The organism is Thermanaerothrix sp. (assembly GCA_026417795.1).
GTDB lineage: Bacteria > Synergistota > Synergistia > Synergistales > Synergistaceae > Thermanaerovibrio.
Genome location: JAOACP010000001.1, coordinates 41,175 through 58,474 on the forward strand (window position 1 = coordinate 41,175; position 17,300 = coordinate 58,474).

Below are 17,300 nucleotides of genomic sequence, written 5' to 3' on the forward strand. Positions count from 1 at the left end.
GGAGGGAGTTGTTAGACGATGAATCTTAGGGAGATAGTGGAAGCCATCGACGGTAGGGTGCTCTGCTGTGAGGATAAACTGGACGATGAGGTTCGCTCCGCCTACGCTTCGGATCTCATGAGCGACGTCCTTGCGTTCTGCACCCCTGGATCCATGCTGATAACCGGGTTGACCAACATCCAGATAGTAAGGACCGCCCAGATGCTGGATCTGTCGTCCATCCTTTTCGTAAGGGGAAAGGCCCCCCAGGAGGACACGGTTAAGTTGGCTCAGGGGAGCGGGATACCCATAATACTTTGCGGGCACAGCATGTACAAGGTGTGTGGAGAGCTGTACAAGATGGGGGTCCCCGCCTGCCATCTTCCCAGCGAGGGGGAATGATGAGCGGTGGATGTGCCGGTCAGCTTGGAGTACAGGGTTGAGGGAGACGATTTCCTAGCCGCCGGGGAGGCGTCCAACAACATAAAGGAGACGTTGAAGATGCTTGGCGTTCCTTCTGCCATATGCAGGAGGGCCGCTGTGGTAACCTATGAGATGGAGATGAACCTGGTAATACACGCCGGCGGCGGAACCCTTAAGGCCATGATATACCCGGACAAGCTGGAGATCCTGGCGGTTGATCAGGGGCCTGGCATACCGGATGTGGAGAAGGCCCTTCAAGAGGGCTGGTCCACTGCCCCGGATCATATAAGGGAGATGGGGTTCGGTGCCGGCATGGGGTTGCCTAACATCCGAAAGAACTCCGATGAGTTCAGCATAGAAACCGAGGTTGGAAGGGGTACTTCGGTGAGGTCGGTGATAATATTCCCCTCCTAGGGTGCAGGGGCTGCGGTCTACTATAGAAAGGCCAAGGGGTGGTCCTTTTGTCTCACAGCGTAAGGATATTCGAATCCGCATGCAAGGGGTGCGTAAATTGCCTTAAATCCTGTCCCACCGAGGCCATCAGGGTGGTGGACGGTTCCATAAGGATTCTGTCCGATCTCTGCATAGACTGCGGGGAGTGCCTTAGGACCTGCGGCAAAAAGGCCCTTGGCCTTGAGGAGGATGACTGGGACCTCATAAGATCCCACACCCCAGGGGTTTTGGCGGTGGACCCAACGTTCTTCGCGCAGTTTGGGGCCTATTGGCACCCTTCCATGGTGATAGAGTGCCTTAGGGAGTGGGGCCTTGAGATGATAACCTCCCAGGCGCCGAAGGCCTTCGACCTGGCGGCCTATGCGGTGGCCTCCGCGGTGGACACCGCATCGAGGGAGCAGCTTCCACTCATATCAACATACTGCCCTTCGGTGGTAAGGCTCATCCAAGTTCGCTTTCCCGAGCTTTTGGGTAGACTGGTGCCGGTTCAAAACCCACTTGACATAATGGGGGACCTTTGGCGCCATGAGACCGGCAGGGACGACCCAATAACTCTGCTTTCCCCGTGTCCCTCGAAGATCACCCTGGTGAGGAATCCGGTGTCCCGTTCCTCCAGCCCCTTTCAGCACGTGGTTTCCGTGAGAAAGGTTACAAGGCAGCTCCTGGCGGCGGGTCCCCAGGTGGCGGACAACCTGCCGGATCCCGTTAACAAACGTTGGCTTAAATGGGCCCTGAGGGGAGGCGAGGCAAGGCACGTGAGGGCCTTTGCCTCCAAACCCATTGTCACGTTGGCGGTATCGGGGCTTAGAAATACCCTTGACCTCCTTCAGGACCTTGAACTGGGACGCCTTGCGGGGGTGGACTTCGTGGAGTGCCGCATATGCGACCTGGGCTGCATAGGCGGCATCGCCAACGCAGAGTCCCGCTTCCTGGCGAGCCTCCGGCTGCAGCCCCTGCCGGCTCCATGGGAGATAGAAGCCGACGAAAGGGAAGAGCTGGCGGCGATGTACGAAAGTGGCATATGGGCATTGGAGAAGCCCGTGCCCCCCCGCCCACGGATCCCACTTTCTGAAAACCTGACGGAGGCCATGGCCAAGCTGAAGGAGATGAAGGCCATATACGCCGAACTTCCCCACATAGACTGCGGATCCTGCGGCAGGCCCTCGTGCAATGCCATGGCGGAGGATATAGTAAGGGGCGAGGGGGAGATTACGGACTGCATATTTAAGCTAAGAGACGAGATATCCGACCTTGCAAATCGAATAGTCCTTCTCTCCAAGAGCGTGCCTCATACGATGAAAGGAAGGAGCTGATCCCCCCTTGAAGGTCAAGGATTTGGCAGCTGCCCTAGGGGGTACCGTATACTCTGAGGGGAATCAAGATGCGCAGGTGCTCCATGGGATAGTTGGAGACCTCCTGAGCCACGTCATGGGCACTGCCCCTGAATCCGCTGCTTGGGTAACAATCCAGACCCACGTCAACGTGGCGGCGGTGGCGGTGCTGAAGGATATGCCCATGGTGATACTGGCTTGCGGGAGAGAGCCTTCGCCGGACCTGGCGGACCGCTGCGCCAAGGAGGGCATATGCCTGGTTTCAACTCCGATGTCTGCCTTTGCGGTATGTTCCCTGCTGGGGTCCATGGGGCTTAAGGGTTGATGAGGGTTTTCAACCTGGATCTTCACCTGCACTCAGTTCTGTCCCCCTGTGGCGACCTTGAGATGGGGTTAGGGGACATAGCCCGCAGGGCCATGGAGATTGGGCTTGACGGTCTGGCCCTTACGGATCACAACAGCTGTGCCAACGTAAGGGGCCTTCTGGACGCCGCGGATGCCCTTAATACGCCTCTTTGGGTCATCCCTGGCTGTGAGGTGCAGACCGAGGAGGATATACACGTGGTGGCCCTGTTTGAGGGAGTTGATGCCGCCATGGACTTTCAGGATTGGCTTTTTGAGCGTCTTGGTCCGGTGATGAACGATCCCGACGTGTTCGGTTACCAGTTGGTGGTGGACAAGGATGGGAACATACTCGATCAGGTTGATAAACTCCTTGTGCAGGGAGTTTCCGCCGATGTTGATAGGGTGCTCCAAGAGATTCGAGCTCGTGACGGAATCTCAATCCTGTCGCACGTGGACAGGCCGTCCTTTTCATACACCGCCGTTTTGGGGCCCGTGCCGGAGGACCTGGACGTGGACGGCATAGAGATATCCTCAAGGGCATCGGAAGAGCAGGTTCGACAGTTGATGGCCTCCCTGCCCGCCGGCAGGTTCCCCTTCATAAGGTCATCCGACGCCCATAACCTTTCCCAGATGTCAATTGAAAGGTGTACCAAGTTCCTTTTGGAGAAGCCATCCTTTGATGAACTAAGACTGGCGTTTCGCGGCGAGGGCGGCAGAGGGATCGCCGAGCCATGGCCCTTTCCTCTAAGTTTGCTTGCTGGAGAGTGATAGTTCAATAATGCCTTCCAATCAATCTAAGCCCCATGGCTCGAAGATATCATCCCGCTATCGGTGCTCTTCCTGTGATTTCGTAAGCCTCACCATGGTTGGGCGATGCCCGTCCTGTGGCGCCTGGGGCACCATGGAGAAGGAGGACGTCCTGCCGATATCATCCGCGGCGGCGGAAGGGCCCCCTCCCGAGGCGGTGACGTTGGATCAGGTGATTCCTGAAAAGAGGATATTAAGCGGCCTGGAGGATCTGGACCTGGTCCTTGGCGGCGGGTGGCTTCCCGGCGGGGTGGTGCTGCTGGGCGGCGAACCGGGGGTTGGCAAATCCACGCTGCTTCTTCAATCCTGCGCTTCCGTAGCTTCCTCCGGCAGGCGGGTTTTGTACGTCTCCGGCGAGGAGACCGCCTCCCAGATAGCCATGAGGGCAAGGCGCCTCGGGCTTAAGGGGTCCGAAAACCTCAAGATTCTGGTATGTCAGGATGTCCTAAGGGCGGTAGCGGCGGCGGAGGATTTTGGATGCCAGTTCTTCGTACTGGACAGCGTACAGGCCCTAAGGCACCCGGAGGCTACCGGTTGGCCCGGTTCCCCAAACCAGGTGAGGGCGGTTGCGGAGAACGTGATCGGATTTGCCAAGCACTCGATGGCATCGGCGGTGATGATAGGCCACATAACCAAACAGGGTGCCATAGCGGGCCCCAAGGCGCTGGAGCACCTGGTGGATGTGGTGCTCCTGTTCTTCGGGGAGAGGTCGTCTAGAAACAGGCTGCTTAGGGCGGAGAAAAATCGTTTTGGCAGCACCGACGAGCTAGGCATATTTGAGATGGGAGAAGGGGGCTTGCGGGCGGTGTTGGATCCCAGCGCCCTCTTCTGGGGCGACGAGGACGGGGTTTCGGGGGTTGCCATGGGGGTTCCCATGGAGGGCTCAAGGCCCATACTATCGGAGATTCAGGCCCTGGTCTCCCAGTCCCCCTTTCCCTACCCCAAGCGGGCCTCAAAGGGGGTTGAGCTCAACAGGCTTCAGCTCATGCTGGCGGTTATGGAGAGGCGTTGCGGCATCTCCTTAAGGTCCAGCGACGTTTACCTTAACGTGGCGGGGGGGCTTACCCTGCAGGATCCCGCCGTTGACCTGGCGGTTTTCATGTCCTTGGTAAGCGCCGCAAAGGACGCGCCCCTTGACCTTAGGACCTGTTTTATAGGCGAGGTTGGCCTTGCCGGTGAGGTAAGGCCTGTGCCGAGGCTGGCGAACAGGATCAGGGAGGCGGAGCGTTTCGGGTGCAGCCGATTTTTCGTAAGTTACAAGGGAGCTCAGGAATTCAGGGTAGATGGTATCATACCCGTAAGGAACGTAAGGGAAGCGGTGGATCTGGTGTTTCGGTGAGGCGATATCAAATATCATTTTTTCGCTGATAGGGGGAGTGCGGTTCTTGGAGGCATTGCCTATGGGCTACCCTTGGTGGATGTGGCTTATCTTGGTTGGGGCGGTGGTTTTGGTGGCCATCCTTTCCGTAAGGGCCCTCCGTCAGAAGCCTTCCTTCGGCCTTGAGGGCATGGAGGGGGCTCAGGCGGTGGCCCTGACGGACCTTTCTCCCGGGGGCACCGTGTTCTGCCACGGGGAGATTTGGAAGGCCCGGTCCCTGGCGGGAAGGTTACCAAAGGGGGCTTCAGTGGTGGTTGAGAGGGTCGATGGCCTGGTGCTTTTGGTGCGCCCCATTGAAGAAGAGGGGGCGGAGGAGGAGAGGAGGGGGATTTAAATGTTTGATTTGTTGTGGTTTATCCTGGACATGGGTGGGAGCATCTTTGGGCTGCTCTTCATCATTTTGGTTCTCACCTCCTCGATAAAGGTGGTGCCGGAGTATCAGCGGGCGGTGGTGTTCCGTCTTGGTCGGCTCATAAAGGCAAAGGGGCCGGGGCTGATCGTGGTCATCCCCTTCATAGACCGGGTGATGAAGGTGGACCTTAGGGTGGTAACCTTGGACGTCCCGGTTCAGGAGGTCATAACCAAGGATAACGTCCCCATAAAGGTTAACGCGGTGGTCTACTTCCGGGTCATGGACCCCTCCCGCTCGGTGGTTGAGGTGGAGAACCACATAATGGCCACCAGCCAGCTCTCTCAGACGACCTTGCGGTCCGTGATAGGTAGGTCCGAGCTGGATGAGGTGCTTTCCGCCAGGGACAAGATCAACATGGAGCTGCAGCAGATAATAGACGAGAGGACCGATCCGTGGGGAATAAAAGTGAGTGCCGTTGAGGTTAAGGAACTGGAGCTCCCAGAGGGCATGAAGAGGGCCATGGCGCGCCAGGCGGAGGCGGAGAGGGAGCGCCGCGCCAAGGTGATAGCCGCGGAAGGTGAGCTCCAGGCCGCCAGGGCGCTCTCTGAGGCCGCAGGGGTCATGGAGAGCTCCCCCATAACGCTCCAGCTCAGGTACCTTCAGACCCTGAGGGAGGTGGCCAGCGAGAAGAACTCCACCACCCTGTTCCCCCTCCCCATCGACCTTATAAGGCCTTTCCTGGAGAAGAAGGGGTCCTGAAGCCGAGAAGCAGCTTAAGAATCGCAGGTTTAGCCTGTCCCGGAGGGGCCTTAGCCCCTCCGTTTTGCTATAGCCCCGTTGGGTGGTTATAATGTGGCCCATTACGGATGAAGCAAAGTCTACGGTCATGGAGGCGAGGGGTATGGCTTACGATTTTGGCACCATAGAGCCCAAGTGGCAGAAGGCGTGGGAGGAGAGCGGTGCTTTTCACGTTGAGACCGGAGGGGATAAGCCGAAGTTCTACTGTCTTGAGATGTTCCCCTATCCAAGCGGGGCCCTTCACATGGGACACCTTAGGAACTACTCCATAGGGGACCTGATGGCCCGGTTCCTCAGGATGAGAGGCTATAACGTGCTGTATCCCATAGGATTCGACGCCTTCGGCCTCCCGGCGGAGAACGCGGCCCTTAAGTTCGGAGTTCAGCCTGCGGATTGGACCTGGAAGAACATAGAGCATATGACCAGCCAGCTGAAGCGGATGGGATGCAGCTATGACTGGCGCAGGCGGGTGGAGACCTGCAACTCTGACTATTACCGTTGGACCCAGTGGCTTTTCCTTCAGTTCTTCAAGAAGGGGCTTGCCTACCGAAAGGAGGCCCCGGTGAACTGGTGCGAGTCATGCAAGACCGTTCTGGCCAACGAGCAGGTGGTGGACGGAGGGCACTGTTGGCGGTGCGGAACTACGGTCACCAAGAGAAACCTGAAGCAGTGGTTCTTGAGGATAACCGACTATGCCCAGGAGCTGCTGGATTGTCTTGACTCCCTTACCGGTTGGCCGGAGAGGGTTCGGATGATGCAGCGAAATTGGATAGGCAGGTCCGAAGGGGTTCGTCTGAGCTTCAAGGTTGATGGCACGGACCTTGAGATAGAGGCCTTTACCACCCGGATAGATACCATCTATGGGGTCACCTTTGTGGCTTTGGCGGCGGAAAACCCGCTGGTAAGACGCCTTGCGGAGCTGTCCCCCAAGGGGCAGGAGATACTGGACTTTGCGGCTAAGGTAATGCGCCAGAGCGAGATAGAGAGGAGCTCCGTGGGGGCCGAGAAGGAAGGTTTCGACACCGGGTTCTTCGCCGTGAGCCCCGTTGACGGCCGCAGGATACCCATATGGATAGCCAACTACATCCTCATGGACTACGGGACCGGGGCGATCATGGGGGTTCCCGCCCATGACCAGAGGGATTTTGAGTTCGCCAGGAAGTACGGGATTAAGGTCATAACGGTTATAAGGCCGGTGGACGGTCAGATCCCCGACGGAAACTCCATGGAGTCCGCCTTCGAGGACGATGGCATCCAGTGCAACTCCGGTGAGTTCGACGGTCTTCCTACCAGGGAGGCCATTCCAAGGATGGCCCAGTGGTTTGAGGATAAGGGATGGGGACGCAGGGAGGTCAACTACCGTTTGAGGGATTGGCTCATATCCCGCCAGCGTTACTGGGGAGCCCCCATACCGGTGGTCTATTGTGAGCATTGTGGAATAGTCCCCGTGCCGGAGGAGGAGTTGCCAGTCACCCTTCCCATGGACGTAACGGTTCTGGAGGGAGGTGGTTCCCCGTTGCCAGAGGCCGCCCATTGGGTCAACACCAAGTGCCCCTCCTGCGGAGGACCTGCCAGACGCGAGACCGATACCATGGACACGTTCATATGCTCATCCTGGTACTTCCTCCGCTACACTTCCCCCTGGAGCGACGATGCCCCCTTTAGGATGGAGGACGTTTCCTACTGGATGCCGGTTGATCAATATATAGGTGGCATAGAGCACGCGTGCTTGCACCTCATATATGCAAGGTTCTTCACCAAGGTCTGCTCGGACCTCGGACTCTTGCCGCCCAGGGTGAGGGAGCCCTTTACCAACCTTCTGACCCAGGGAATGGTCATAAAGGACGGATCCAAGATGTCCAAGTCGAAGGGCAACGTGGTGGATCCCGACGAGATAATAAGGCGTTACGGGGCGGATACTGCAAGGCTCTTCATCCTCTTTGCCGCTCCTCCGGAGAAGGACCTCGACTGGTCCGACAAGGGAGTGGAAGGAGCTCACCGTTTCCTCGGCAGGGTCTTCCGCCTTGTGGAGGACAACCTGGAGGAGCTGAAGGCCGCGCCTAAACCTATGGAAGTGGGCTCCATAGAGGATAAGGCCGTGAGGGATCTTAAGCGCCTGATCCACAGGACGGTGGAGAAGGTTACAAGGGACATAGAGACCGAGAAACAGTTTAACACTGCGGTGGCAAGCCTTATGGAGCTGAGCAACGCGTTAGGATCTCTTAAGTCCCGTACACCGGAGGCCAGGAGCGTTTTCAGGGAAGGGGTTGAGTCCCTCTTGCTCTGCCTTGCCCCGTTTACACCCCACATATGCGAGGAGCTTTGGGGGATGATGGGCAATGGGGGGATGATATCCTTAGCCCCATGGCCCGAGGTTGACGAGGAATGTTTGAAACTTGAGGACGTCACCGTGGTGTTCCAGGTTAACGGAAAGGTTAGGGAGGGGATCATAGTTCCAGCTGGCCTTTCCAGGGAGGAGCTCCAGCGGGTCGTTATGGACGACCCGAGGGTGGTCAAGCGGCTGGAGGGCAAGGAGGTAGTGAAGGTAATAGCGGTGCCGGATAAGCTGGTCAATGTGGTGGTGAAGCCCTAGTGCCCCACCTGGTCATATTGGCGGGGGAGCCCTCCTCTTGGCGGGGGCTCCTCAGCACCGCTGCCCAAAAAATGGGCTTTTCAACCTCCGATGTGATACGAAGAAGCTGTGAGAGCTGGGCTGAGGTGTTGGCGGATAGCGCATCCGGAGGGCTATTCTCTGAGAGGTCCTTCTCCCTTGTGGAGGCGGGAAGGGATCTCGGCCCCTTCCCGGAGCCGTTGTTGCCCCTACTGGAGGGGCCGGACGCTTTGGGGGTGGTCCTTGTAACCGCGGAGCAGGTCCCCAAGGGGCTGGAAGAGCTGGTGTCCCGCGGTTCTAAGAAGGTGTCCTTATACTTGGATCAGCCCATCCCCAGGTTCGGTGCGGAGAGGCTCCGATGGATCTACGACAGGGCCAAGATGGAAGGGCTTGTGATGACCAGGGATGCCTTGGCGTTCATATCCGAGTCATTCGAGGACCGGGAGGAGATATGCGGGGAGCTGAGAAAGCTATCGCTGCTTGGGCGGGAGGTTTCCCTTGAGGACGTGGCGGCCCTCTGCGTGGGGGATGGACAGAGGCGGCTGGTGTCCTTCCTGGACGACCTGTGTCTTGGAAGGCGTTTGCAGGCCATAGGGGGGCTTGAATTTCTCAAGCGCCGAGATGACCTGTTGCCGGTGATAACCGCCCTTCATAACAGGTTTCGACTGGCCTTTTACGTCGCCCGTTTTGGTGAAAGGTGGGTCCAGGGGGCTTTGTCCCCCAGACCCTACGCGCTCAAGATGGCGGTTAAGGCCTCCCAGATCTATGTCAAAGGGGCCTTGGCCCGTTTCCTGAGAGATGTCATAGAGGTCAATTTGATGGAGAAGATGGGTCTGGGCTCCGGATGGGCCCGGCTTGATCTTGCGGTGTTTCTTCTTTTGGAGGGCACGAAACGCTGAAGGGTATGTTACATGCATTAGCGTCGTGGTAGGATGCAAAAAAGGTCCCCAGGCTTCCGGCGGAGGCTCTAAGGGGACCTTGTTTTGGCGGTATTGAGAGGTGCCCGGTTTTACGCGTCGCTAGGCCTGGGCGCCCTTGAGCAGGGCGTGTACCTTGGCGGCGACGCCCGACTTCCGCCGGGCCGCGGTGTTCCGGTGGATGACCCCCTTCACCACCGCCTTGTCCAAGACGCACTGAGCCTCGTTCAGGCGCTTCTGGGCCATCTCCACGTCCTTCTCGTTAACCGCCTCAAGGACCTTCTTGATGGCGTTCTTGCAGCGAGTCTTCCAGAAACGGTTGTAGAGCCTGTTCCTCTCGGCCACCAGAACCCTCTTGGCTGCGGACTTCTTGTTCGGCACTGCCGTCACCTCCTTTTTTTCAAACGACAAGCATCATATCACAATAATCCTACCAAGGGCAACCTTAGAGGCCATTATTGCCCCCACGGCGCGGCTGTGTTATAGTACCGAAGCATGCCTTGAAGAGGCTTTAGGGCCCACCAAGACCAAACGGGGGGGTGTAGACATTGAAGCGCACTTATCAGCCGCATAACACGCCCAGGAAGCGCAGCATGGGTTTCTTGGTGCGCTCCGCTTCCGCCAGCGGTCGCCGCGTTCTTCGCAACAGGCGCCGCAAGGGTCGCAAGCGTCTGGCCGTCTAAGGGCCGTGTCGGGTAGGGGTTTATGTCCCGGCAGGCCGAGGGGGCTGTTCTCCTTTCCGAGGGAGCTTCGCCTTAAGAGCGGATGGGAGTTCGACTTCGTGTTCCGCACCGGCCGCCGGTCATGCGGCGAGCTGGTGCGGCTGTTCTTCGTGGATTCGCCGGATGGAACCTTGAAGGTGGGGGTCACGGTAGGGAAGCGGGTGGCCAAGGCTGCCAAACGGGTTCGAGGGCGCCGCTGCGCCAGGGAAGCCTTAAGACGCCTACTTCCGTGGACGAAGAAAGGGGTTTGGCTTGCGGTATCTCTCAGGGAGAAGGCCCTCGGCGTCACAGCCAGGGACATCTATCGGGAACTGGCCTTGCTCATGGAGAGGAACGGCCTCATGTCGGATCAGTGGCCTGGTGGGGATTGGGAGGTGGACCGGGGGGATCTATAACCCGCTGGTCCTCCTCTGCTTGTTGTTCATAAGGATATACCAGGCATTCATATCGCCTTTGTTGGGTAAAAACTGCCGCTTTTATCCTACTTGCTCCCAGTATGCGTATGAGGCGTTGCTGCGGTTTGGACTCATGAGGGGGATGTGGCTTGCGGTAATACGTATCCTCCGCTGCGGTCCCTGGCATCCTGGGGGGTACGATCCGGTCCCGTCAAAGAAGTGGCGGACTTTTTAGGCTGTAGCCCTTGGCCCCATTGGGCGCCATTTGGTTTTGGTATAAGGATATGGAGACTTAAAATAAAGACACCTTAAGGAGGCTGAGACGAGTGGGTTCCCTCTGGAATGCCGCGGGTGATTTGATGTTGGCCACCCTGAACTTCTTCTACTCCATAACACGTTCCTACGGGCTGTCCATAATACTTCTCACCGTTGTGGTGAGGATACTTTTGCACCCCCTCTCCCATAAGCAGATGGTGAGCATGCAGAGGATGCAGAAGATACAGCCTAGGCTTAAGGTGATACAGGAGAAGTATGCCAACGATAAGGAAAAGATGAATCAGGAGATGATGCGGCTCTATAAGGAGCATGGGGTTAACCCTGCCGCAGGATGCCTCCCGCTTCTGGTTCAGTTGCCTATCTTCATCTTGCTTTATCGGGTTCTCATGAACTACGACTTCTCCAACACCTCTTTCCTGGGGGTGCCATTGAGCACATCCACGCTTGGGGCTTTGGGGGCTGCCCTTGGTATGGGAACTTCTAAACCTACGTTTACCGCGGTCTTAGGGTCTGTGATATCTAATCCCGCCGGCCTTGCCAGGGTTGACCTTTATGGAGCGTCTGTGCTCCTCATAGCGGTGGTGGGTTTCCTTACCTGGTACCAGCAGAAGATGAGCTCCGGCAACAATCCGCAGATGGCCTTCATGAACTGGTTCATGCCGCTCTTCATGTCCTTTATATGCTTGAGCCTTCCCGGGGGAGTCATGATCTACTGGGGCGCTTCTTCCCTTATAAGCGTGGCTCAGCAAAAATGGGTTCTCATGAGAACAGAGGAGGAGATGAAGGTAAAGCCGGTGCTTCACAAGAACAAGCCGGACCATAGGGAGGATCATGGGGTGGAAGGGCAGGATTAGAGCTATGTCTTTTCAAGGGCTGGGCCTTTGTTAGGCGGCTTGTTGGTGGCTCTTTTGAATGGTGAGGTGATCTCTTGTGAGCCTGGATTTGGAGGGTTCCTTGCTGGTGGAGGCCTCGTCGACCGAGGAGGCCAGGATGCAGGGGGCAGTGAGGTTGGGGCTGGACCCGTCGGATCTGGATGTGGAAGTGGTTGGAGAGGAGAAGCGTCTTTTCGGACTTTTGGGCAGGAAGCTTAAGATAAAGGTGGCGCCCAGGGGACCGTTGGAGCTCCTTAAGGTTAGGCGCTGCGCTTTGGACATGTTGGCTCGCATGAACCTGGATATAAAGGCCTCGATATCGGAAGAAGGGCTCGTGAACTTAGAGGGACCCGATTCGGGGATAATCATAGGCCGCTACGGAGAGACCCTTAGGGCTTTGGAGCATCTTTGCAACCTAATGGTGAACAACCAACCGGGCTCGCCTAGGGTGAGGTTCGATTGTGGCGGATATCGGGAGAAGAGGGAGGCCAACCTGGTCCGGCTTGCCAAATCCGCTGCCGTCAGTGCCATGAGACGGGGCAGGCCGGTGAGCCTTGAGCCCATGTCCAGCTGGGAACGGCGGGTTATTCACGTGGCACTGAAGGATAACGACCAGGTGGAAACCAAGTCGGTAGGTGAGGAACCGTTTCGGAAGGTTGTGGTGTGGCCCAGGCGTTCGCAGAGAAGTGGCGCCTTTGGCGCGGGAAGGCCCCGCAGGGACGGCAACTAGAATACCTTTTTTATGGCTGAGTGTGACTAAGGCCCGGGGGTTTCCCAGGCCTTAGTCGTGTTTTTAGAGTTTTTAGGTTTGCTTGGGCGATTAGCAAACAGCGAGGTCCGAGTTCTTAACATCGCATATGAACATGTGGCCCGGGGAGTGGGAGATCATAAAGGGTATTCCGCTGGCCATGGCCACCGCTTGGGGCGTTACCCCGCAGGGCCAAAAGACAGGTACCTCGCCGTCCCTTATGGTAACTGGGTCTCCAAAATCAGGCCTTGCCAGATCCTTTATCCCGATGGCGGAGGGATCCCCTATGTGTATAGGCGCTCCGTGAACCGATGGGAATCGCCCTGTGCATAGGACCGCCCTTGGTACCATATGGTGCGGTATTGGTCTCATGCTGACCACCATGGGGCCCTTAAAGGGGCCGGCGGGTTTGCACTGGATGTTGGTGATGTACATGCTTACGTTTACACCCTCTTCGATGTGCCTTACTGGTATGCCCTGCTCCATGAGGGCCCATTCGAAGGAGAACGAGCAGCCAAGGAGAAACGCCGTGAGATCTTCCCTCCAAAAAGGTGATGCGTCGCTTGTCTCCGTGGCCATGCGCCCCTTTTCATACACCCTGTACCGGGGGATGTCGGTGCTGACGTCTGCCCCGGGCGCTACCATTAAAGGTTCCAGCTTGCCCGGTTCCGTTACGTCTAATACGGGGCATGCCTTGGGATTTCGCTGGCAGAAGATCATGAAGTCAAGGGCGTAGTCCCTGGGTAGTGCCACCAGGTTCGCCTGAGCGTAGCCCTCGCACAGCCCCGCGGTGGGACCGTCCCATTTGCCGGTCCGGATTATTCCCCTCACCTCTTTGGGGGAGAGCCTTCTTAGCTCCTCAAAGTTTTTGCCTTTCGTCATATCCGTCATAGTCCAAGCACCTTCCTTATGGGCCTTATTTCTACCCCCGCGGCATCAAGGCTTTCCCGGATCTTAATCGCCATCTCCACCGCTCCCTTGGTATCCCCGTGAACGCATATGGATTGGGCCTTTATCGCCACCGTGGACCCGTCATCTGCGGTGACCCTTCCGTGAAGGACCATTTCAACCGCCCGTTGGGATGCCAAAACCGGATCGTGTATAACCGCCCCTTGCTGAGAGCGGGGTACCAGGGTTCCATCCGGTTGGTATGCCCGGTCGGCAAAGGCCTCCCCGGCGAAGGGTACCGATAGTTCCTTCGCTGCCTCCTGGAGCTTGGAATTGGCAAGTCCTAACATTATAAGCTCCCTTTCCCCTTTGCCCGCGTCCTTGATCGCTGCGGCGATGGCCTTTGCCAGGTTGATATCCTTTGCCGCCTGGTTATAGAGGGCCCCGTGGGGTTTGACATGCTCCAGAGTAGTTCCAGCGGCTTTGCAGAACCCAATTAGGGCCCCAATCTGGTATATGCATATCTCGTAGACCTCATCAGGAGTCATGGAGAGGTTTCTACGCCCGAAACCTTGAAGATCCGGGTAGGAAGGATGGGCTCCCAGGGCCACCTTCATGTTGGAACACAGACCTACGGTACGCCTCATAACCGATGGATCTCCTCCATGAAACCCACACGCCACGTTGGCGGAGCTTACCACCCTAAGAAGCGCTTCGTCGTCACCCATCTTGTAAGCCCCGAAGGATTCCCCGAGGTCGCTGTTAAGGTCCATTTGCAAAGTCAACGGAACCAACCTCCCTTTTTTTAAATTTAAAATTCCATAACTACACTTCTCTTCTGTGGATATCCTCTACACTCACCATAAAAGATCTGCCACCCACCCGGATGTTGAATGAAACAGGTCCTATGGTGTGATGTGAAAACCCGAGGCAGGCATCTCCAGAGCTGCTGCGATGCCGGGCCCGAAGGTGGTTGGCTTGTTTTAGTGTTTCATTAAATTGAATCAGGCGGTGCAGGGCTTCGTCCACAGTAACCGGGCGGAAACGGAAAGACTCCCCGGGTACTGCCTGGGATAACCTTGCGCAAGACCAGGCGCTCAGGACGCCTATCTTTGTATAGCCCCCGGTGGTCTGCCGGTCCGCCATCATTACTATGGGGGTGCCGCTGCCTGGAACTTGAATAGCCCCCAGGGCTATGGGATCTGATATGATGTCCGCCCCGCCTACATGCTCAATTGCAGGTCCTTCCATCCGATAGCCCATCCGATCCGCTTCGTCTGACACCCTATATTCGGAGGAGTAGAAGGTCTTAATCCCATCGGGGGTGAACATGTGTTCTTGAGGGCCTGGGATGACGTCCAAGACCTGTTCGTTTAGCATTTGATCCAAATGGGTGGGCCCATCGAAGGCCAGCCCTTCCCCGGATTTCCACAGCGGATCCGCTTCCCCCGATTGGATCATGTCCCCCGCCCTTAGGGGACGGCCGTCCAATCCGCCAAGCTTAGATCTTAGGTGGGTTGAACGGCTGCCCATGATGGCAGGGACCTGGATGCCTCCGCTGACGCATATGTACCCCCTGCAGCCTGGACCCACGGGGCCTCTGAAGGAGATCATGTCCCCATTCCTGGGTATGATGACCCCCCATGGGGGCACCATTGTGCCGTTTAGCGTCATCCCAAGGTCCGGTCCGGCGAAGAGCATGGCGCCTCCTTCTTCCATGACCTCCAAGGAGGGCCCTAAGATGGTCACTTCCAATGCCGACGCTTCTTGGGGGTTGCCCAATATTACGTTGCCCAACCTAAGGGAGAAGGGGTCCATGGCCCCCCCTACGGAGACGCCCTTGTCCTGATGGCCCCATCTTCCAAGATCCTGCACGGTTGTGAGCAGCCCAGGGGTTTTAACCAGCAGCTTCAACCCCGTCACCTCCCTTTATCCTAACTGGCCCGTAGGTCCCCTTGCGCCATCGTTCAGCTATGTGCTGGAACTCGTCTTCACCTATGGGCACGAATCGCACCAGATCCCCAGGCTTTATTAAGGTCGGCTCTTTCTCGTTGGAGGGGTCGAATAGGGGAAGGGGGGTTCTCCCTATCAGCTGCCAACCTCCAGGGCTTTCTATGGGATATACGCCGGTCTGGCTTCCCGCTATCCCGACGCTGCCGGCGGGGATTGACTTCCTTGGGGTGGATAGCCTTGGAGTGGCAATCGATTCGTCCATCCCTCCAAGGTAGGGGAAGCCGGGAGTGAAGCCCAGCATGTAGCAATGATAGTCCCTGGAGGAATGGCGTCTTATGACCTCTTCCTTGGAAATACCCGCGTGGGATGCCACGGTTTCAAGGTCCGGTCCCATGGAGCCTCCGTATGCCACTGGTATAAGCACCAGGTCCTGTGACTTCCCTTCCTCATCTTGATCGCTTGTCAATAACCCCTCTAGCTTAAGGATGACCTTCCGATGGCTCACCGCCATGGGGTCGAAGTACACCGCCATGGAGGAATAGGCCACAACGCAGTCTTTAATTCCGGTCATGGCTTCAAGCAGCAAAGCCTTTCTTAGCCGGTGCAGTCTTAGGTTGACGTTCCGGTCTATTCTATCCGACAGTTCCAGCAGAACCGCCCCTTCCCCGAGAGCGGAGATCTTGGGCGTCAAGTCCAATTCGCGTCCCCCCTTATGTTTCCCTTCATTCCCTTCCAGGATCTTGGAAACTGGAGAAGGGATATCTGGAGGCCCCCATGACATGCATGGGGGCGCTTTTAGTTTGCAGTATACCGTATCACCTAAAAAGGTCAGCGATTTTGCTTAGGGAAGTGATCCCCATCCACCCCGTGAAGGCCACCATCACGTATCCGGAAAGGGTTAGCAGGGCGGGGTGTCTGTATTCTCCAATAACGTCCTTCCTGTGTGCTGCAAGGAGCATGGAGAGGAGGGATAGCGGCAGAATAAGGCCGTTCACCGCCCCTGCCAGTATAAGAAGCTTCACCGGTTTTCCTACGGTGGCGAATATCGCCGCCGATGCGGTGATGAAGCCTATTATCCAGTAGCGCTGGTTGGACTCAACGGACTTGAAAAGGGTCTTAAGGAAAGATATGGACGTGTAGGAGGCCCCCACCACGGATGTAACCGCCGCAGACCATAGTACCACCCCAAAAAAGCGGTAGCCCAAATTGCCTGCCCCAAGCAGGAATGCGGATGCCGGGGGATTGTTGGGGTCCAACTGTTTGCCCGCAGCCACCACGCCGAGTATCGCAAGGAATAGGAGGTATCTCATAATGGCGGTTATGCCGATGGCTTTTACCGATCCCACGCTTATCTCTTTTATGTGTTCTTGACCGGTGATCCCGGCGTCTATTATCCTATGTGCTCCAGCGAAGGTTATGTATCCTCCCACGGTGCCGCCCACGAGGGTCAGGACGGTCATCCAATCTATGGATGAAGGGAGGATCGTCTCCTTCAGGGCAAGCCCTACGGGAGGCTGTGTCTTTATTGCCACGAACAGCACCAAGGCGATCATTAGGACGCCCAGGGCCTTTGTGAAGTTGTCCATAGCTCGGCCCATTTCCTTGCTGAGGAACAGGGCTATGGCTATGGCGGCGGAGATTATGGCTCCCGGTACCATTGGTACTCCGCAGATCACGTTAAGTCCCATGGCTGCCCCCGCCACATTTCCTATGTTGAAGACAAGCCCCCCCATTGCCACGGCAAAGGCCAGGAAATAGCCTAGCCCGGGGAGCACCCGGTTTGCCACGTCTTGCCCCCTCAGACCGGATACCCCCAATATCCTCCATATGTTGAGCTGAACCACCACATCGATGAGCACCGATGCCAGGATAGCAAAGCCAAAGGCCGCCTTAAGCTTGTCGGTGAATACCGCGGTTTGAGTTAAAAAGCCAGGTCCTATGGCGGATGTTGCCATGAGGAACGCGGCCCCCAGCAGCACGCTGCCACTCACACCAAGGGATCTTCCGTTGCTGGTCCTATCTTTGTCCAATTTCCCCACCTCCCACGTGATA

The 17,300-nt window shown here is 57.2% G+C and carries 21 protein-coding genes; 15 read left to right on the top strand and 6 right to left on the bottom strand.

Annotation, left to right across the window (positions count from 1 at the left end; translation table 11 throughout):
* Window positions 1-18: 18 nt before the first annotated feature.
* The 10 genes from N2315_00225 to N2315_00270 all read left to right on the top strand — a co-directional run bounded on the left by N2315_00225 (window position 19) and on the right by N2315_00270 (window position 9,376).
* Window positions 19-381, top strand: coding sequence for a DRTGG domain-containing protein (locus N2315_00225; protein MCX7827626.1), 363 nt, complete (start codon window positions 19-21; stop codon window positions 379-381).
* A gap of 6 nt (window positions 382-387) precedes the next feature.
* Entirely contained in the window at window positions 388-816 is a 429-nt protein-coding gene (locus tag N2315_00230; GenBank protein MCX7827627.1) for a hypothetical protein, read from the top strand.
* 47 nt (window positions 817-863) lie between these two features.
* Window positions 864-2,168, top strand: a complete 1,305-nt coding sequence (locus N2315_00235; GenBank protein ID MCX7827628.1) for a 4Fe-4S dicluster domain-containing protein — start codon at window positions 864-866, stop codon at window positions 2,166-2,168.
* A gap of 7 nt (window positions 2,169-2,175) precedes the next feature.
* Window positions 2,176-2,511: a hypothetical protein gene (locus N2315_00240; protein MCX7827629.1), complete on the top strand. Its 336-nt coding sequence runs from the start codon at window positions 2,176-2,178 to the stop codon at window positions 2,509-2,511.
* Window positions 2,511-3,299 carry a PHP domain-containing protein gene (locus tag N2315_00245; GenBank protein MCX7827630.1) on the top strand — a complete coding sequence of 263 codons (789 nt, stop codon included), beginning with the start codon at window positions 2,511-2,513 and terminating at the stop codon, window positions 3,297-3,299. Before N2315_00240 ends, N2315_00245 begins: the two co-directional genes overlap by 1 nt.
* Before the next feature lie 10 nt (window positions 3,300-3,309).
* Window positions 3,310-4,677, top strand: a complete 1,368-nt coding sequence (gene radA / locus N2315_00250; protein MCX7827631.1) for a DNA repair protein RadA — start codon at window positions 3,310-3,312, stop codon at window positions 4,675-4,677.
* A gap of 46 nt (window positions 4,678-4,723) precedes the next feature.
* Window positions 4,724-5,050, top strand: a complete 327-nt coding sequence (locus N2315_00255) for an NfeD family protein (protein ID MCX7827632.1) — start codon at window positions 4,724-4,726, stop codon at window positions 5,048-5,050.
* Window positions 5,051-5,827: a slipin family protein gene (locus N2315_00260; GenBank protein MCX7827633.1), complete on the top strand. Its 777-nt coding sequence runs from the start codon at window positions 5,051-5,053 to the stop codon at window positions 5,825-5,827. It begins immediately after the preceding gene.
* A 142-nt stretch (window positions 5,828-5,969) separates the two neighbouring features.
* A complete protein-coding gene (leuS, locus tag N2315_00265) occupies window positions 5,970-8,459 on the top strand; it encodes a leucine--tRNA ligase (protein MCX7827634.1) in 2,490 nt (829 codons plus the stop codon).
* Between the two features lie 71 nt (window positions 8,460-8,530).
* Entirely contained in the window at window positions 8,531-9,376 is an 846-nt protein-coding gene (locus N2315_00270; protein ID MCX7827635.1) for a hypothetical protein, read from the top strand.
* 120 nt (window positions 9,377-9,496) lie between these two features.
* Here N2315_00270 and rpsT read toward each other — a convergent pair whose 3' ends face one another.
* The gene (gene rpsT / locus N2315_00275) at window positions 9,497-9,775 is read right to left on the bottom strand and encodes a 30S ribosomal protein S20 (protein ID MCX7827636.1); all 279 of its coding nucleotides are present in this window, start codon (window positions 9,773-9,775) and stop codon (window positions 9,497-9,499) included.
* Between the two features lie 167 nt (window positions 9,776-9,942).
* On the opposite strand from rpsT, the gene rpmH reads away from it, so the two are divergent.
* The 5 genes from rpmH (at window position 9,943) to N2315_00300 (ending at window position 12,389) form a co-directional block, all read left to right on the top strand.
* The gene (rpmH, locus tag N2315_00280) at window positions 9,943-10,077 is read left to right on the top strand and encodes a 50S ribosomal protein L34 (protein MCX7827637.1); all 135 of its coding nucleotides are present in this window, start codon (window positions 9,943-9,945) and stop codon (window positions 10,075-10,077) included.
* A gap of 5 nt (window positions 10,078-10,082) precedes the next feature.
* Window positions 10,083-10,511 (top strand): ribonuclease P protein component, encoded by a 429-nt coding sequence (rnpA, locus tag N2315_00285; protein ID MCX7827638.1) that lies wholly within the window; start codon window positions 10,083-10,085, stop codon window positions 10,509-10,511.
* Between the two features lie 4 nt (window positions 10,512-10,515).
* Complete coding sequence (gene yidD, locus N2315_00290; protein ID MCX7827639.1) at window positions 10,516-10,746, top strand: membrane protein insertion efficiency factor YidD; 231 nt, start codon at window positions 10,516-10,518, stop codon at window positions 10,744-10,746.
* A gap of 91 nt (window positions 10,747-10,837) precedes the next feature.
* A complete protein-coding gene (locus N2315_00295; GenBank protein ID MCX7827640.1) occupies window positions 10,838-11,641 on the top strand; it encodes a YidC/Oxa1 family membrane protein insertase in 804 nt (267 codons plus the stop codon).
* Between the two features lie 76 nt (window positions 11,642-11,717).
* Window positions 11,718-12,389, top strand: coding sequence for a KH domain-containing protein (locus tag N2315_00300; protein MCX7827641.1), 672 nt, complete (start codon window positions 11,718-11,720; stop codon window positions 12,387-12,389).
* A gap of 90 nt (window positions 12,390-12,479) precedes the next feature.
* Here N2315_00300 and N2315_00305 read toward each other — a convergent pair whose 3' ends face one another.
* The 5 genes from N2315_00305 to N2315_00325 all read right to left on the bottom strand — a co-directional run bounded on the left by N2315_00305 (window position 12,480) and on the right by N2315_00325 (window position 17,278).
* Window positions 12,480-13,289 (bottom strand): putative hydro-lyase, encoded by an 810-nt coding sequence (locus N2315_00305; protein MCX7827642.1) that lies wholly within the window; start codon window positions 13,287-13,289, stop codon window positions 12,480-12,482.
* A gap of 5 nt (window positions 13,290-13,294) precedes the next feature.
* Window positions 13,295-14,068: a LamB/YcsF family protein gene (locus N2315_00310; GenBank protein ID MCX7827643.1), complete on the bottom strand. Its 774-nt coding sequence runs from the start codon at window positions 14,066-14,068 to the stop codon at window positions 13,295-13,297.
* A gap of 52 nt (window positions 14,069-14,120) precedes the next feature.
* Entirely contained in the window at window positions 14,121-15,209 is a 1,089-nt protein-coding gene (locus N2315_00315) for a biotin-dependent carboxyltransferase family protein (protein MCX7827644.1), read from the bottom strand.
* Entirely contained in the window at window positions 15,193-15,945 is a 753-nt protein-coding gene (gene pxpB / locus N2315_00320) for a 5-oxoprolinase subunit PxpB (protein MCX7827645.1), read from the bottom strand. The genes N2315_00315 and pxpB overlap by 17 nt, the downstream gene beginning before the upstream one ends.
* A 118-nt stretch (window positions 15,946-16,063) precedes the next feature.
* Window positions 16,064-17,278 (bottom strand): divalent metal cation transporter, encoded by a 1,215-nt coding sequence (locus N2315_00325; GenBank protein MCX7827646.1) that lies wholly within the window; start codon window positions 17,276-17,278, stop codon window positions 16,064-16,066.
* Window positions 17,279-17,300 lie beyond the last annotated feature (22 nt).